The following is a 16,730-nucleotide window of genomic DNA, read 5'->3' on the forward strand; positions in this document are numbered from 1 at the left end:
CACCGTTACTGGTGCACAACAAAGGTGGTTCAATGGTGTCTCCCGATGCGACGTGTGAGGAGGTCTCGGTGTCACCGACGAGTGAACGGTCCGCCCATCCCGCGGACCTCGTCCAGATCGACACCGACCGCGCCGAGCCCGTTCAGGTCGACGCGGACATGGCCGCCATGGGCCGCGAATACCGCATCCTGATCGACCACAGTCCCGACACGATCGTCGTGCACGAGGGCCGCGAGATCGTCTTCGTCAACCCGGCCGGTCTGCGATTGATCGGGGCGACCGACGCGACGCAGGTGGTCGGTCACTCGCTGGCCGAGTTCGTCAGCCAGGAGTCGATCCCGCCCATGGTGGCCCGGATCCGCGACCTCGAGCAGGTCGGCGCGGTCTCCGAACCCACCGAGATGGTCCTGCGCCGACTCGGCGGGCGCCACGTGGAGGTGGAGGCGGTATCGGTGCTCACGCGGTGGGCGGGACGGCACGCCTACCAGGTGGTGCTGCGTGATCTCTCGCCGCAGCGAGAAGCCGAGGCGGCGGCCGCACGGGCCGAACTGCTCTACACCAACGTCGTGTCGAGCCTCGTCGAGGGCGTGATCGTGATGAGTGCGACCGGCGTGATCGAGTCGATCAACCCCGCTGCCGCCGGCATCTTCGGGGTGGACGCCTCGTCGGCGGTGGGCGCGAACCTGACCGATCTGTGGGTCGGCGCGGAAGTCATCGACGCCGACGGCGTCGCCCTGTCACCAGACCAGCACCCCCATGTCCGAACCCAATTGACCGCTGCGCCGGTGACTTTCATGGTGGGTCTGCGATGGTCGGATCGGCCGATCCTGTGGACCTCGGGTACGTGCACGCTGCTCGACTCCGGCGTGAGCTCGCCGATGGTGGTGTCGTTCAGCGACATCACTGACGCGCGCGCCGCGACCGCGCAACTCGAGTACCAGGCCACGCACGACTCGTTGACCGGACTGCCCAATCGTCTGCACGTGGTCACCGACGTCCGGTCCACGTTGACCGATCCGCACCGGCGGACCGAGATGGCCGTGCTGTTCCTCGATCTCGACAACCTCAAGTCGGTGAACGACTCGTTCGGTCACAGCGTCGGGGACGAGGTACTGCGCGAGGTCGCCGATCGTCTGCGGCACACCGTCGACGCCGACAGCCTGGTGGGACGCGTGGGTGGGGACGAATTCGTCGCGGTGCTGGTAGGTGACTCGGCGAGCGTCGACGAGGTCGCAGACCGGATCCACCGCGCGCTGACCGCGCCCATCGAACGATCGGGTGGGACCGTCGCGGTGAGCGTGAGCATCGGCGCGGTGACCGTACCGGTCGGTGACAGCCGGACGATCAACGATCTGCTTCGCGACGCCGACGTCGCCATGTACGCGGCAAAGGCCGCGGGCGGCAACAGGACTCAGCGGTTCACCGAGGTGCTCGGCGAACCGCTGCCCGACGCAGCAGGTGGGCTACAGGCGTCCGCGGATGCGGGCGGCCGTCTCTGAGGTGGTCGACGTGGAGTCGCCGCGTTCGGCGAGATCGGCCGCGACGGCCTGCTCGACGCGAACGGCCGAGGCCTCCTCGCCCAGGTGCCGCAGGAGAAGGGCCACCGACAGGATGGCCGCGGTCGGATCGGCCTTGCCCTGGCCGGCGATGTCGGGCGCGCTGCCGTGCACGGGCTCGAACATCGACGGGTTGGTCCCGGTGGCGTCGATGTTGCCCGACGCGGCGAGTCCGATGCCGCCACTGATGGCGGCGGCGATGTCGGTGATGATGTCGCCGAACAGGTTGTCGGTGACGATGACGTCGAAACGGCCCGGATCGGTGACCATGTAGATGGTCGCCGCGTCCACGTGGCAGTAATCGGTTGCGACATCGGAGTATTCCGCGCCGACCTCGTCGACGGTGCGCTGCCACATCGACCCGGCGAACGACAGGACGTTGGTCTTGTGCACCAGCGTCAGCTTGTTGCCGCGGGTGCGGGCCAGCTCGAAGGCGTAGCGCACCACGCGCTCGACGCCGAAGCGGGTGTTCACGCTGACCTCGGTGGCCACCTCGTGCGGCGTGCCGACCCGGATGGAACCGCCGTTGCCGGTGTAGGGCCCCTCGGTTCCCTCTCGCACGACGACGAAGTCGATGTCGGGGTTGCCCGCGAGCGGCGAGGTGACACCGTCGAATCGGTGGCTGGGCCGCAGATTGACGTGGTGATCGAGCGCGAAGCGCATGGTCAGCAGCAGGCCGCGCTCGAGGATCCCCGGCGGGACCGAGGGATCGCCGATGGCGCCCAACAGGATCGCGTCGTGTGCGCGGATCGAGTCGAGGTCCGCGTCGGTCAGCAGCTCACCGGTCCGGTGGTACCGCCGGGCGCCGAGGTCGTACTCGGTACGTGTGACGTCGGGGTGCACGGCGTCGAGAATGCCGAGCGCCTCGGAGACGACCTCCGGTCCGATGCCGTCGCCCGCGATGACGGCGAGCTTCACGACAGGTCCACCTGCTGGATCAGCGTCGCCGACACCGATTCCCCGATGGCGGTGACCACATCGGACGGGATCTCTCCGTCGACGCGGAGCATGACCGTCGCACCCTTGCCGTCGGCGTCCTGGGACAGGCCGGCGGCAGCGATGTCGATGCCCGCGTTGCCGAGCAGCGTGCCGATCTTGCCCAGCGAGCCGGGCTGGTCGCCGTAGCTGACGACCAGGTTGCGCCCCTCGGCGCGCAGGTCGAAGTTGCGGCCGTTGATGTTCACGATCTTCTCGACCTCGCTGGGTCCGCTGAGCGTTCCCGCGACGTTGACCGTGGACCCGTCACCGAACACGGCCTTGAGGTCGACCAGGCTGCGGTGGTTGGGGCTCTCCGTGGCGGTGGTGACCTCGCTGGTCACTCCGCGGTCGGCGGCCACACCGGGCGCGTTGACGAAGGTGATCGGGTCCTCGAGGACCGCGGAGAACAGGCCGCGCAGTGCGGACAGGCCCAGGACGTCGACCGAACTCGCGGCGAGCTCACCGCGCACGTCGACGGTGATGGCGGTGGGTACCTGGCCGGAGATCGCGCCCACGAGCACACCGAGCTTGCGGGACAGTTCGAGCCACGGCGCGACGACCTCGTCGACGGCGCCGCCGGTGATGTTGACCGCGTCCGGCACGAAGTGACCGGCGAGCGCGAGACGAACGCTCTTGGCGACGTCGGTGCCCGCGCGGTCCTGCGCCTCGGAGGTGGAGGCACCCAGGTGCGGCGTGACGACGACCTCGGGGAGTTCGAACAGCGGGCTGTCGGTGCACGGCTCGGTCGCGAAGACGTCGAGTCCGGCGCCACGCACGTGACCCGACTTGATCGCCTCGGCCAGTGCGGCCTCGTCGATCAGGCCGCCACGGGCGGCGTTGACCACGATGACGCCGGGCTTGGTGCGGGCCAGTTCGGCGGTGCCGATCATGCCGAGGGTCTCGGGCGTCTTGGGCAGGTGGACGGTGAACAGGTCCGCTCGGGACAGCAGTTCGTCCAGTGATACCAATTCGATACCCAACTGTGCTGCGCGGGCGGGCGAGACGTAGGGGTCGTAGGCGATTATCTCGGTCTCGAAGGCCGCCAGACGGGCCGCGACGAGCTGTCCGATACGGCCCAGACCGACCACACCGATGGTCTTGCCGAAGATCTCCACACCGTTGAACTTGGACCGCTTCCAGGTGTGCTCGCGCAGTGTCGCGTCGGCGGCGGGGATCTGGCGGGCGACCGCGAACATCAGCGAGATCGCGTGCTCGGCGGCGGTGTGGATGTTCGACGTCGGCGCGTTGACGACCATGACGCCGCGCGCCGTAGCCGCAGGTACATCCACGTTGTCGAGGCCCACGCCCGCTCGCGCGATGATCTTCACCTTGGGGGCTGCGGCGAGGACCTCGGCGTCGATGGTGGTGGCCGAACGGACGAGGATCGCATCCGCGTCCACGACCGCCTCGAGGAGCTTGGGGCGGTCGGGACCGTCGACCCAACGCACCTCGACGTCGTCGCCGAGTGCCTCGACGGTCGACGGTGCCAGTTTGTCGGCGATCACGACGATCGGTCGGCCAGCTGTGCTCACGCGGATATCTCCTGTTGCTTGTCGGGAACGACTCAGCGATCAGCTTAGAGGGCACTCTGAATCACAATTCGCCCGACCACGGGCGGTCGCGGTCTTCCCGGAGTGGCGGTGTGACGGCGGTTACGGATACATTGCGTCTGGCTCGAGATCTCGGCCGGATTTTTCGTGGGGTCATGTGAAGTGAGAAGAAGTGGAGCACCGATGGTGAAGAAGCTGGTGGCCCTGTTCGCCGCGTGCGCGGCGATGGCGATGATGGTCTGGGGTGCGGGCACCGCATCGGCCAAGCCCGACATTTTCCTCGGCGGCGGTTCGGGGATCGTCGTCCTCAAGGGCGGCAACACCGCCTCCGCGTGCACGCTGACCACGATCGGTCGCGATTCCGCGGGACGCCTCGTCGGCCTCACCGCCGGTCACTGCGGTTCGGTCGGTCAGACCGTCCTGTCCGAGACGTTCAGCAACAAGGGCGCAGCCGGACGGGTCATCGTCTCCAACGACACCCTCGACTTCGACGTGATCCAGTTCGACGCCAACCGCGTCGTCCCGCTGCGCACGGTGCGCGGTGTCACCATCCGCTCCATCCAGACCGCCGCCCCGCAGTTCCCGTCGGTGCTGTGCAAGACCGGTCGCACCACCGGCCAGACCTGCGGCATCACCTTCTTCTCCGACAACCAGTCGCATTTCTCGGCCGTGTGTGTCGCCGAGGGTGACTCGGGCAGCCCCGTCGTCATCGGGGACCGCCTGATCGGCATGGTCAACGCCTACTACTTCACCGCGTGCATCGGCCCGGAGACCGGCTCGAACATCGCGCCGATCCTGCGCGCGATGTCGAACGCGGGCGTGAAAGGTTTCCGCGTCATCTGACGCAGACCACAGACGAGACGAAGGCCCCCACCGGATCCCGGTGGGGGCCTTCGCTGTTGGGCCCTCGTTCTCCGCTGTTGGGTCCTCGTTCTCCGCTGTTGGGCCCTAGTTTCTCTGCGTTGGGCCCTCGTTCTCCGCTGTTGGGCGCTTGTTCTACGCTGTCGCGCGCGGCCGGCGTCGGACGGAGTCGTCTTCGTCCAACCGACGCGAACGAAGACCCACCACACGAGAACCAGAGCCCAACACAGGCGCACAACGGCCCAACACGGACGGTGCGGCTACGGCGAAGGCCCCCACCGGATCCCGGTGGGGGCCTTCGTGTGTGGTGCGGTGGATCAGGCGGTCTCGGTGATCGGCCGATCGACCCAGCTCATCAGATCGCGCAGCTTCTTGCCGGTGACCTCGATGGGGTGCTCCGCGTTGCGCTTGCGCAGGTTCTCCAGCTCGGTGTTGCCTCCCTCGACGTTGGCGACGAGTCGCTTGACGAAGGTGCCGTCCTGGATGTCCTTGAGGATGCCGCGCATCCGCTCCTTGGTGCCGTCGTCGATGACGCGCGGTCCCGACAGGTAGCCACCGAACTCCGCGGTGTCCGACACCGAGTAGTTCATACGGGCGATGCCGCCCTCGTACATGAGGTCCACGATGAGCTTCAGCTCGTGCAGCACCTCGAAGTAGGCCATCTCGGGGGCGTAGCCGGCCTCGACCATGACCTCGAAGCCGATCTTGACGAGCTCCTCGGTACCGCCGCAGAGCACGGCCTGCTCACCGAACAGGTCGGTCTCGGTCTCCTCCTTGAAGGTGGTCTTGATGACGCCGGCGCGCGCGCCACCGATGGCCTTGGCGTAGCTCAGAGCCAGCGCCTCGCCCTCACCCTTGGGGTCCTGGTCGACCGCGATGAGACACGGCACGCCCTTGCCGTCGACGAACTGACGGCGCACGAGGTGGCCGGGGCCCTTCGGGGCCACCATCGCCACGGTGATCGACGCGTCCGGCTGGATCAGGTCGAAGTGGATGTTGAGTCCGTGGCCGAAGAACAGCGCGTCGCCGTCCTTGAGGTGCGGTGCGATGTCCTCGGTGAAGATCTGGGCCTGTGAGGTGTCCGGCGCCAGCAGCATGATGACGTCGGCCCACTCGGCGGCCTCGGCCGCACTGAGGACCTTGAGCCCCTGCTCGGCGGCCTTGTCACGCGACTTGCTGCCCTCGCGGAGACCGATCGCGACCTCGACTCCCGAGTCACGCAGGCTCAGCGAATGCGCATGCCCCTGGCTGCCGTATCCGATGACCGCGACCTTGCGGCCCTGGATGATCGACAGATCGGCATCGTCGTCGTAGAACATCTCGACTGCCACTTATGACTCTCCTTCGGTTTCGATCTTCATTGATCTCGTTGTACTGGGTTTCGTGATCTCAGCGGGTCGCCGAGATGGACTTCGGTCCGCGTCCGAGCGCAACCGCGCCGGACTGCGCGATCTCGCGGATGCCGTACGGGTCGAGCATCCGCAGCAGCGCCTCGAGCTTGTCCGACGTACCGGTCGCCTCGATGGTGACCGATTCGGTGGACACGTCGATCACCTTGGCACGGAACAGATCGACGACCCCGATGACGTCGGCGCGTGTCGAGGCGTCGGCGCGCACCTTGATCATCATCAGCTCGCGGGACACCGACATGTCGGGATCCTGCTCGACGATCTTGATGACGTTGATCAGCTTGTTGAGCTGCTTGGTGACCTGCTCGAGGGGGAAATCCTCCACCGAGACCAGGATGGTCATCCGCGAGACGCCCTTGAGCTCGGTCGGGCCGACCGCGAGCGACTCGATGTTGAACCCGCGACGCGAGAACAACGACGAGACGCGCGCGAGAACGCCGGGGCGGTCCTCGACGAGAACCGACAGGGTGTGCGTCGTCCTCATTCCGCTGCACCTCCGGTGGTCGGCGTGGCCGGATCCATGACGGCGTGGATGTCGATCGGTTCGGCGGCCGACTCGTCGTCGTCGAACAGCGGACGAATTCCCTTGGCCGCCATGATCTCGTCGTTGCCGGTACCGGCGGCGACCATCGGCCACACCTGCGCGTCGGCGCCGACGATGAAGTCGACCACGACCGGTCGGTCGTTGATCGCACGCGCCTGGGCGATGATGTCGTCGACGTCTTCCTCGCGCTCACACCGGAATGCGGCACATCCGAGGGCCTCGGCGAGCTTGACGAAGTCCGGGATGCGGTGCGAGTGGGTCGCGAGATCGGTACTGGAGTAACGCTTGTCGTAGAACAGCGTCTGCCACTGCCGGACCATGCCCAGGTTGCCGTTGTTGATCAGGGCGACCTTGATCGGGATGCCCTCGATCGCGCACGTGGCCAACTCCTGGTTGGTCATCTGGAAGCACCCGTCGCCGTCGATGGCCCACACCTCGGTGTCGGGGGCGGCCATCTTGGCACCCATCGCCGCGGGAACCGCGTAGCCCATCGTGCCGAGCCCACCCGAGTTCAACCACGTACGCGGCTTCTCGTAGGAGATGAACTGGGCCGCCCACATCTGGTGCTGGCCGACGCCGGCGCAGTAGACCGCGTCGGGTCCGGCGGCCTTGCCGACCGAGGAGATGACGAACTCCGGCGACATCGCACCGTCGGAGGGTCGGTCGTAGCTCAGCGGATAGGTGCGACGGATGCCGTCGAGGTAGGTCCACCACTGCGAGATGTCGACCGAGCCTGCGCTGGTCGCCCGCTCGTCGCGCAGGGCCTCGATCAGCTCGACGATGACCGCGCGGCAGTCACCGACGATCGGCACGTCGGCGAAGCGGTTCTTGCCGATCTCGGCCGGGTCGATGTCGGCGTGGATGACCTTGGCGTCCGGGGCGAACGAGTCCAGCTGACCGGTGACCCGGTCGTCGAAACGCGCACCCAGGGTGATGAGCAGATCGCTGCGCTGCAACGCCGCGACCGCCGCGACCGTGCCGTGCATTCCCGGCATGCCGAGGTGCAGGTCGTGGCTGTCGGGGAAGGCGCCGCGGGCCATCAGGGTCGTCACGACCGGGATGCCGGTGAGCTCGGCCAGCTCCAAGAGCTCCGCCGAGGCCTCGGCCTTGATGACGCCGCCGCCGACGTAGAGGACCGGCGAGTGCGCGGCGTTGATCAGTCGGGCGGCCTCGCGGACCTGCTTGCCGTGCGGCTTGGTGACCGGTCGGTATCCGGGCAGGTCGATCTGCGGCGGCCACGAGAAGGTGGTCTGCGCCTGCAGGACGTCCTTGGGGATGTCGACGAGGACAGCACCGGGACGACCGCTCTCGGCGAGATAGAACGCCTCGGCCATCGTCTGTGCGATGTCGGCGCCGTTGGTGACCAGGAAGTTGTGCTTGGTCACCGGCATGGTGATGCCGGTGATGTCGGCCTCCTGGAAGGCGTCGGTACCGATGAGCGCACGACCGACCTGACCGGTGATCGCGACGACCGGGACCGAGTCCATCTGCGCGTCGGCCAGCGGGGTGATGAGGTTGGTCGCGCCCGGACCGGAGGTCGCCATGCAGACGCCGGCACGGCCGGTGATCTGCGCGTATCCGGTGGCGGCGTGACCGGCACCCTGCTCGTGGCGGACCAGGATGTGGCGGACCTTCTTGGAGTCGAGCAGAGGGTCGTACACCGGGAGGATGCACCCACCCGGGAGGCCGAAGACGACCTCTACACCGAGTTCCTCGAGCGAACGGACGACGGCCTGCGCGCCGCTCACGCGCTCAGGGGCCACCGTTGCCGCACCGACGGTGCGGGGGCGGGCCGATAAAGGTGTCGGAGCCACGCGACCCCCCGACGGCGTGGAGCCGTCCTGGGAGCGTGTTGCTGGTGCGCTCACTGCAGTTTCCTCTGCTGGTCATTGGGTGGAGGGACAACAAAAAACCCCCGTCAGCTTCTCAGCTGTACGAGGGTGGCGCGTCGATGCTTGGTGAGGTTCTCGTGGCAAAAACCCGGTCAGGCGTTGACGCGCCGGCCGAGTACGAGAATTTCACTGTGCTTCACGTCTGCAAAGGTAGGACTGCGCAGTTGGTCCAGTCAACTCGCCTCCGAAGCACGTCCCACGATGTGGGACTTCGCTGTCCGGATGCCACAATGACGAGATGCCCGAGAGCGACCAGCCGACGCCTGCCCCCGTCGAGTTGCCCATCCAGTTCCGCATCCAGCCGATGGCGTACTTCGGCGTCTTCATGATGATGGTGACCGCGGTGATCCTCGCCGGTGCGTCACTGACCTACCTCGGCTGGACGCTGGCGCTGCCCGTCATCGGGGGCTACTGGATGTACCGCATCCGCACGGTGGTCACCGTCGACGGCCTACGCGCGGTCGGCACCGTACGCACCACGGAGATCCCCTGGGATCAGCTGAGCGGCCTGTCGTTCCCGCGCTGGGGCGCGGTACGCGCGGTGACCACCGACTCGTCGCGGGTACGCCTGCCTGCAATCGCGTTTCGCGACCTCCCCCTCCTCTCGGCCGCGAGCGCGGGACGCATCCCCGACCCCTACGCCGCCCGCAGCACCGACTGATCGGCCCCGCGGGACGGGAGTACGCTGGCCGGCGCAGATGCGTAGCCGGGGATCAGCCCGCCCGCTGCGCGACCCACCATCGGATCGAGGTACACCATGCCGCCGTTGAGGTCTCGGACCACCACTCACGGACGCAACGCATCCGGAGCACGATCCCTGTGGCGAGCCACCGGGATGACCGACGAGGATTTCGGCAAACCCATTGTGGCCATTGCCAACTCGTACACGCAGTTCGTGCCGGGTCACGTGCACCTCAAGAACGTCGGTGAGATCGTGGCCGAGGCGGTCCGCGCCGCGGGCGGCGTCCCGCGCGAGTTCCACACCATCGCCGTCGACGACGGCATCGCGATGGGACACGACGGGATGCTCTACTCGCTGCCCAGCCGCGAGATCATCTCGGACTCGGTGGAGTACATGGTCAACGCGCACACCGCCGACGCGCTGGTGTGTATCTCCAACTGCGACAAGATCACTCCGGGCATGCTCAACGCCGCGATGCGTCTGAACGTCCCCACGGTCTTCGTCTCCGGCGGTCCGATGGAGGCTGGGAAGTCCGTCGTCGTCGGCGACGTGGTGCACCCGTCGTCCGATCTCATCACCTCCATCTCGGCGTCGGCCAACGATGCCGTCGACGACGAGGCGCTCAAAGCCGTCGAGGAGGCCGCCTGCCCGACCTGCGGTTCCTGCTCGGGCATGTTCACCGCCAACTCGATGAACTGTCTCACCGAGGCGCTCGGACTCGCCCTGCCCGGCAACGGCTCCACCCTGGCCACCCACGAGGCACGGCGGGCACTGTTCAGTCGGGCAGGCACCGTCATCGTCGACGCCGCCACGCGCTTCTACCGCGACGACGACACGTCGGTGTTGCCGCGCAGCATCGCCACCTCCGCGGCCTTCCGCAATGCCATGGCCCTCGATGTCGCGATGGGCGGGTCGACCAACACGGTCCTGCACATCCTCGCCGCCGCGCAGGAGGGTGAGGTCGCCGATTTCGACCTCGACGTCATCGATCAGATCAGCCGCAAGGTGGCGTTCCTGTCGAAGGTCGCGCCGAACTCGGACTACCACATGGAAGACGTGCACCGGGCCGGCGGCATCCCGGCCATCCTGGGCGAACTGCGACGCGCAGGCCTGCTCGACGACACCACCAGCACCGTGCACTCGCCCACGATGGCGCAGTTCCTCGACGACTGGGACATCCGCAGCGGAACGGCCACCGACGAGGCGTTCGAGTTGTTCCACGCGGCGCCCGGCGGTGTCCGCACCACCACGCCGTTCTCCACCGCGAACCGCTGGAGCTCACTCGACACCGACGCCGCGGAGGGATGCATCCGGGATCTCGCGCACGCCTACACCGCCGAGGGCGGACTGTGCGTGCTCCGCGGCAACGTCGCCCAGGACGGCGCGGTGCTCAAGACCGCGGGCATCGACGAGGACCTGTGGCACTTCGAGGGCCCCGCTCGCGTCGTCGAGAGCCAGGACGAGGCCGTGCAGGTGATCCTGAGCAAGACCATCCAGGCCGGCGAGGTCCTCGTGGTTCGCTACGAGGGGCCCGCGGGCGGACCCGGGATGCAGGAGATGCTGCACCCGACCGCGTTCATGAAGGGCACCGGCATGGGCAAGAAATGCGCCCTGGTCACCGACGGACGGTTCTCCGGCGGATCGTCGGGACTGTCGGTCGGACATGTCTCCCCCGAGGCCGCGGCCGGCGGTGTCATCGGTCTCGTCGAGGACGGCGACCCGATCGTCATCGACGTGAAGACCCGTCAGCTGAAGGTGCTCGTCGACGACGAGGTGCTGCTCGAACGGCGGGCCAAGATGGAGGCCTCCGAGCGTCCGTGGCAGCCCCGTGCGGAGCGCGAACGCAAGGTCACCACCGCGCTGCGCGCCTACGCCAAACTCGCCACCTCGGCCGACAAGGGCGCAGTCCGACAGGTCGACTGAGTTCTCGCCGCTCAGTGTCCGGCGGTGACCAACCGCGCACCCGGGTCGTCGAACGTCACCGGCGACAGGTCGAGGTGCTCGCGCAGGGTGTCGGTGGTGTACTCGGTGCGGAAGAGCCCGCGCCGCTGCAGTTCCGGCACCACGTAGTCGACGAAGTCGTCGAACGTGCCCGGGGACTGCGCGGCCGAGAGGATGTATCCGTCGGCCTCTCCCCCGGTGAACCCCGCCTCGATCTCGTCGGCCACATCGCTCGCCGTGCCGACGAACTGGGGCAGCAGCACGCCCTGGGCGTAGAGCTTGCCGATGTCGCGCAACGTGAGGCTGTCCCGCTCGCTCAGCCGGCGGGCCACGTCGAACAGGCCCTGCGTGCCGCTGACCTCGATGTCCTCGACGGGCGCGTCGAGATCGTAGGTCGAGAAGTCGTGGTTGGTGTGCACCGAGAGTGTGATGAGACCCGAGATGGGGTCGGCCAGGTCGTTGTGGAAGGCCTGCTTCTCGCGGGCGATCGACTCCGTCTCGCCGACGAACGGGATGAACGACGGCAGGATCTTGACGTCCTCGGGTCGACGACCGTAGTTCACCGCACGCGACTTCACGTCGTCGTAGTAGGCGCGCCGCCCCTCCGGGGTGGGGTCGATCTCGAAGATCGCCTCGGCCCACCGGGCGGCGAAATCCTTGCCCTTGTCCGACGATCCGGCCTGGATCAGCACCGGGCGACCCTGCGGTGAGCGGGGCACGTTCAACGGTCCCTGTACCCGGAAGTACTCACCGTCGTGGTCGATGGCGCGGACCTTGTCCGGATCGGCGAACACGCCGCCCACCTTGTCCTGGACCAGGGCGTCGGTATCCCAGCTGGACCACAGCGCGAGCGCGGTCTCCACGAACTCCTGGGCCCGGACGTAGCGCAGGTCGTGCGCGAGATGCTCGGTGGCCCCGAAGTTGACGGCCTCGGCCGACGACAGCGACGTGACGATGTTCCAGGCGACCCGACCGCGCGAGAGGTGGTCGAGGCTGGCGAAGATGCGGGCGACCTCGTAGGGGTGGAAGTAGGTGGTCGACTTGGTGATCGCGACACCGAGTTTGGTGGTGACCGCGGCGATGCTCGCCGCGACCAGCGACGGGTCGAGGGTGGCGCTGGCCTGCGTGCCCCGACTCAACGACACGTCGATGCCGGTACCGAAGTTCGTGGGGGTGGCCAGCAGGTCGGCGAAGAAGATGAAGTCGAACTTCCCCCGCTCGAGTGTACGAGCGACGCGGTGGTAGTACTCCGCCGACAGGAAGTTCGGGTCCGAGGCGGGGTGACGCCAGGCGGCGTGTGAATGCGTTACGTGCGAGGCGATCTGGAAGCCGCCCAGGTGGAGTTGACGAGGCATGACAGCAGTTCTACGCACGTAGCCGCGGCTCGACAACGCTTGCGATCAGCGCGGTCGCAACCACGCGGATCGTCGAACTACCGTGGAGGGATGAACGCACCCACGACCACTCACGCCATCGCCTCTCTGCGCCCCGGCCCCGCCGACGCCGCCGACTCCTTCGTCGAGGTCGAGGTGCCGATCGGCGACATCAGGCCGCACGATCTGCTCGTCGAGGTCCGCGCGGTGTCGGTGAACCCGGTCGACCACAAGGTCCGCTCGTCGTTCGACGCCGCCGACTCCCCGAAGATCCTCGGGTTCGATGCAGCGGGAACGGTTGTCGCCGTCGGCGACTCGGTGAGCCGCTTCGCCGTCGGCGACGACGTCTTCTACGCCGGGGTGATCAACCGCTCCGGCAGCAACGCCGCGTTCCAGCTGGTCGACGAACACATCGTGGCCGCGAAACCGACGTCGCTGTCCTTCGGTGATGCGGCCGCACTGCCGCTGACCGGCATCACCGCGTGGGAGACGCTCTTCGAGCGCCTGCGCCTGACGGCCGACAGCGACGGCGTCCTGCTCGTCGTCGGCGGGGCCGGTGGGGTCGGCTCGATGATCATCCAGCTGGCCCGGGCCCTGACCTCGGTCACCGTCATCGCGACTGCGAGCCGGCCCGAGTCCTCGCAGTGGGCAACCGATCTGGGCGCCCACCACATCGTCGACCCGAAGGAGTTGGGCACCGCTGTCCCGGCCATCGCCCCGGACGGTGTCGACCACATCTTCTCGCCCTACTCGGCGGGCAACGTCGAGACCTACGCCGAGATCCTCGGCGTGGGCGGCGCGGTCGTGGCAATCGACGAGCCGGAGGGGCTCGACCTGCTGCCACTGAAGTCGAAGAGCCAGACCTGGCACTGGGAGTTGATGTTCAGCCGGCCGCTGTACACGCCGACCGACGACAGCCAGCACCGACTGCTCACCGAGATCGCCCGACTCGTCGACGCGGGCACCATCCGATCGACCGCGACGACCACCCTGTCCCCGATCGGCGTCGAGACGCTGCGCGAGGCACACACGCGGTCGGAGTCCGGGACGGTCGTGGGCAAGATCGTGATCGTCGCGGAGTAGGGCGCCGGGCCCGCCGCGGGGGTCGATAGGCTGCCGACATGACCGAGTGGAACGCATTTACCGTCGACATCACCGACCACGTCGCCCAGGTGACGTTGATCGGGCCCGGCAAGGGCAACGCGATGGGTCGCGATTTCTGGCGTGAGCTGCCGTTGATCTTCGCCGAGCTCGACGGCGATCCGCAGGTCCGCGCGGTCGTGCTCGCCGCCGCGGGCAAGCACTTCTCGTTCGGTCTCGACCTCGCCGAGATGGGCGGCGATTTCCTGCCGCTGATGGCCGACCGCGCGCTGGCCGGACCGCGGTCCCGATTCCACACCACGGTGAAGTCGATGCAGGCTGCGGTCACCGCCGTCGCCGACAGCCGCGTCCCGGTCGTGGCGGCCGTGCAGGGCTGGTGCATCGGCGGTGGCGTCGACCTGATCGCCGCAGCCGACATCCGCTACGCCTCCGCGGACGCCAAGTTCAGCGTCCGCGAGGCGAAGATCGGCATCGTGGCCGACATCGGTTCGCTGCAACGACTCCCGGCGATCATCGGCGAGGGTCACCTCCGCGAGCTGGCCTACACCGGCAAGGACATCGACGCCGCACGCGCCGCGCAGATCAACCTGGTCAACGAGGTCGTCTCCGACGCCGAGACCGCGCTGGCCGCGGCCCAGCGCACCGCCCGCGACATCGCCGCGAACCCTCCGCTCGTGGTGCAGGGCGTCAAGGACGTACTCGACCGGGAGCGGGCGGGCGTCGTCGCCGACGGCCTGCGCTACGTCGCCGCGTGGAACGCCGCATTCCTCCCGTCGGACGATCTGACCGAGGGCATCAGCGCCGTCTTCGAGAAGCGTCCGCCGAACTTCACCGGCGAGTGATCCCGGATCGCGCTCAGGCCTCGAGTTCGCCGGCCACCGAGCGTTCGATCTGCGCGTAGGCGACGACCGGGAGCGAGACCAGCCCGTCTAGTTCCTCCCGGGCCTTGCGGTAGGCGCTCTGCCGTTCCTGCGGGGTCGACGCGGAGTCCATCGCCATCCGCAACAGGCTCTGCGCCCGGGTCAGCCGATGCTGTTCGGCATCGCTGAAATCGCCCTGCCGCCGACGCTTCGCCTCGGATTCGGCGGCATCGAACGCGACGCCGTAGTCGTGCACCGCGCCGCGGTAGGTGCTCTGGGCGCTGTGGTTGCCGACCAGATCGCCTGCGGTGTCGGGCCGCAGTGAGTCCGCACCCCGCTTGGCACGATGGAACGCGATCGTCAGTGGATCGCGCATGTTCGTCATCAACGGGTATTCGAGCAGATTGATCACGTCGGTCTCGTAGGCGAACCATCGCCGGTCGATCTCGTCGTGTTCGGCGAGCACTTTCGCCATCGCCCGTGTCTCGGCCTCGCGGTCGACGCGTTGTTTGCCCTGCGCCTCGGCCGCGGCGATCTTCGCCTGCTGCTTGAGGCGGAAGCGCTCCTGACGGCGGTCGACACGCCGCGCGTTGGCGGCGCCCACCGCGCGGAACCCACCCGCGACCGTGCCACCGAAGACAAACGCCAGCCACCAGTAATGACCGACGAAGTCCCCTACCGCGTTCATGGGCGCACCATCACCCCACGCTACTGAATCGGCGGATTACCCGGCGACTGGAACGGATTGGTCCCGTTGAACACGATCCAGATCGCCACGGGTGCCGCGATACCCACGACCAACCAGGCCACCGACCCGATGTAGGGCCTCGTCGACCAGCCGCGTCCGAAGTCGAGGGCGATCTTGCCCGGCCCGACCAGGATGATGACCGCCGCGGCGATGCCGAGGAAGACCTCGTACTCGATGCCGGGGCCGTTCTGTCCGGCGGCGAAGAACCAGACGCCGCCCGCCAGCGTCGCCTTGTAGGTCGCCGCGATGATCATCACGCCCAACACAGCGGATCCGGCGATGGGCGTCAGCAGACCCAGCACGAGCATCAGCCCACCCAGCGATTCCGAGAGCGCGCCGACGATGGCCAGCGGCTTCGCGGCGTCACCGTGGAACCCGATGTCGGGGTTGGGCGAGTTGAGCAGGAAGTTCTCGAAGCCGCTGAGCCGCGGGCCGTTCCACCACCCGAACAGCTTCTGCGAACCGTGGGCCATGGCGATCAGCCCGACCGCGACACGGAGCACCAGCAGTCCGAGGTCGGTGGTGCCGCGGCGACCAGCCTTGGCCGCGGCGGCGAGCTCCTCCTCGACGACCGTCGGATCGGCGCGCTTGCGGCGGCGGGAGAACCGCCCACCGGACTCGGAGTCCAGCGCCCTGGTCTCGTCGTCGAAGTCGTCGTCGCGGAAGTCGTCGCGCGTCTGGCCGGACTGCGGCGAGAACACCGCGGTGTCGGTGTCGTCGTCGTAGCTGTCGGTGTCCATGTAGGCGCGCCGGTTGTGTTCACGGTGGAAGTCGTCCCGGTCGACCGCCGGGATGGCCGCTGTCTTCGGAGCGGGGTCGGACTTCGCCGTGTCGGACGCGGCCGCGGACTTCGCGGTGCCTGCCGTGGCGGTGTCGGCGGCCCCCTGCGCCGGGAGCGCGGTGGTCGCGGGAGCATCGTCGTCGCCCCAATAGGGACGCTCACCCGCGGCGCGTTCTCCGGCCGACGCCGTGAGGTGGCCGGGCTCGCCGTCGGCGATCGACCCGCGGGCCGACTCGGCGGACGAGTCGTCGTGATCACCGCGCCGGTAGGGCTGGTACCCGTAGACACCGGTGTCGCCGTCGTCCGGACCGGGCGGGGTCTGCGGGACGCGGAAGGTCTCGGTCGGCTCGTCGTACGGACTCGACCCCTGGGGCCGCTGGTCACGATCTCGTTCGCTCACGCGCACCACCCTATGCGGGAAAGCGCCCCTGTTCGGCGACGCGAACCCCAGCGC

Annotated in this window: 15 protein-coding genes; 6 read left to right on the forward strand and 9 right to left on the reverse strand. The window is 68.1% G+C overall.

The window, feature by feature from the left end; all coding sequences use genetic code 11:
- The first annotated feature begins 32 nt into the window (after window positions 1-32).
- A complete protein-coding gene (locus LX13_RS15215) occupies window positions 33-1,499 on the forward strand; it encodes a diguanylate cyclase domain-containing protein (RefSeq protein WP_253662152.1) in 1,467 nt (488 codons plus the stop codon).
- Here LX13_RS15215 and LX13_RS15220 read toward each other — a convergent pair.
- A complete protein-coding gene (locus LX13_RS15220) occupies window positions 1,464-2,474 on the reverse strand; it encodes a 3-isopropylmalate dehydrogenase (RefSeq protein WP_253662153.1) in 1,011 nt (336 codons plus the stop codon). The genes LX13_RS15215 and LX13_RS15220 overlap by 36 nt on opposite strands.
- The gene (serA, locus tag LX13_RS15225; RefSeq protein WP_253662154.1) at window positions 2,471-4,066 is read right to left on the reverse strand and encodes a phosphoglycerate dehydrogenase; all 1,596 of its coding nucleotides are present in this window, start codon (window positions 4,064-4,066) and stop codon (window positions 2,471-2,473) included. Before serA ends, LX13_RS15220 begins: the two co-directional genes overlap by 4 nt.
- 201 nt (window positions 4,067-4,267) lie before the next feature.
- Between serA and LX13_RS15230 the strand changes: the two genes are divergently transcribed.
- Window positions 4,268-4,927 (forward strand): chymotrypsin family serine protease, encoded by a 660-nt coding sequence (locus LX13_RS15230; protein WP_253662155.1) that lies wholly within the window; start codon window positions 4,268-4,270, stop codon window positions 4,925-4,927.
- A gap of 335 nt (window positions 4,928-5,262) precedes the next feature.
- On the opposite strand, the gene ilvC is transcribed toward LX13_RS15230, so the two are convergent.
- The 3 genes from ilvC to LX13_RS15245 form a co-directional block, all read right to left on the reverse strand.
- Window positions 5,263-6,264 (reverse strand): ketol-acid reductoisomerase, encoded by a 1,002-nt coding sequence (gene ilvC / locus LX13_RS15235; protein ID WP_253662779.1) that lies wholly within the window; start codon window positions 6,262-6,264, stop codon window positions 5,263-5,265.
- 70 nt (window positions 6,265-6,334) lie between these two features.
- Window positions 6,335-6,838 (reverse strand): acetolactate synthase small subunit, encoded by a 504-nt coding sequence (ilvN, locus tag LX13_RS15240; RefSeq protein WP_253662156.1) that lies wholly within the window; start codon window positions 6,836-6,838, stop codon window positions 6,335-6,337.
- Window positions 6,835-8,712, reverse strand: coding sequence for an acetolactate synthase large subunit (locus LX13_RS15245; protein WP_253662780.1), 1,878 nt, complete (start codon window positions 8,710-8,712; stop codon window positions 6,835-6,837). The genes ilvN and LX13_RS15245 overlap by 4 nt, the downstream gene beginning before the upstream one ends.
- Before the next feature lie 316 nt (window positions 8,713-9,028).
- On the opposite strand from LX13_RS15245, the gene LX13_RS15250 reads away from it, so the two are divergent.
- A complete protein-coding gene (locus LX13_RS15250; protein WP_253662157.1) occupies window positions 9,029-9,451 on the forward strand; it encodes a PH domain-containing protein in 423 nt (140 codons plus the stop codon).
- Here LX13_RS15250 and LX13_RS15255 read toward each other — a convergent pair.
- Window positions 9,427-9,576, reverse strand: coding sequence for a hypothetical protein (locus LX13_RS15255; protein ID WP_253662830.1), 150 nt, complete (start codon window positions 9,574-9,576; stop codon window positions 9,427-9,429). The two genes, LX13_RS15250 and LX13_RS15255, sit on opposite strands and share 25 nt — an antisense overlap.
- Here LX13_RS15255 and ilvD point away from each other — a divergent pair.
- A complete protein-coding gene (gene ilvD, locus LX13_RS15260) occupies window positions 9,548-11,395 on the forward strand; it encodes a dihydroxy-acid dehydratase (protein WP_253662158.1) in 1,848 nt (615 codons plus the stop codon). The two genes, LX13_RS15255 and ilvD, sit on opposite strands and share 29 nt — an antisense overlap.
- 11 nt (window positions 11,396-11,406) lie before the next feature.
- On the opposite strand, the gene LX13_RS15265 is transcribed toward ilvD, so the two are convergent.
- Entirely contained in the window at window positions 11,407-12,768 is a 1,362-nt protein-coding gene (locus tag LX13_RS15265; RefSeq protein ID WP_253662159.1) for an LLM class flavin-dependent oxidoreductase, read from the reverse strand.
- A 90-nt stretch (window positions 12,769-12,858) separates the two neighbouring features.
- On the opposite strand from LX13_RS15265, the gene LX13_RS15270 reads away from it, so the two are divergent.
- Window positions 12,859-13,869 carry a zinc-binding alcohol dehydrogenase family protein gene (locus LX13_RS15270; protein ID WP_253662160.1) on the forward strand — a complete coding sequence of 337 codons (1,011 nt, stop codon included), beginning with the start codon at window positions 12,859-12,861 and terminating at the stop codon, window positions 13,867-13,869.
- A 38-nt stretch (window positions 13,870-13,907) separates the two neighbouring features.
- The gene (locus tag LX13_RS15275; RefSeq protein WP_253662161.1) at window positions 13,908-14,729 is read left to right on the forward strand and encodes a crotonase/enoyl-CoA hydratase family protein; all 822 of its coding nucleotides are present in this window, start codon (window positions 13,908-13,910) and stop codon (window positions 14,727-14,729) included.
- Between the two features lie 13 nt (window positions 14,730-14,742).
- Here LX13_RS15275 and LX13_RS15280 read toward each other — a convergent pair whose 3' ends face one another.
- On the reverse strand, window positions 14,743-15,435 hold the full coding sequence (locus tag LX13_RS15280; RefSeq protein WP_253662162.1) for a hypothetical protein: 693 nt from the start codon (window positions 15,433-15,435) through the stop codon (window positions 14,743-14,745).
- A gap of 20 nt (window positions 15,436-15,455) precedes the next feature.
- Complete coding sequence (locus LX13_RS23515) at window positions 15,456-16,676, reverse strand: DoxX family protein (RefSeq protein ID WP_253662163.1); 1,221 nt, start codon at window positions 16,674-16,676, stop codon at window positions 15,456-15,458.
- Between the last annotated feature and the right edge of the window lie 54 nt (window positions 16,677-16,730).

Origin of the sequence: Williamsia maris (assembly GCF_024171815.1) — a bacterium.
Classification (GTDB): domain Bacteria; phylum Actinomycetota; class Actinomycetes; order Mycobacteriales; family Mycobacteriaceae; genus Williamsia_A; species Williamsia_A maris.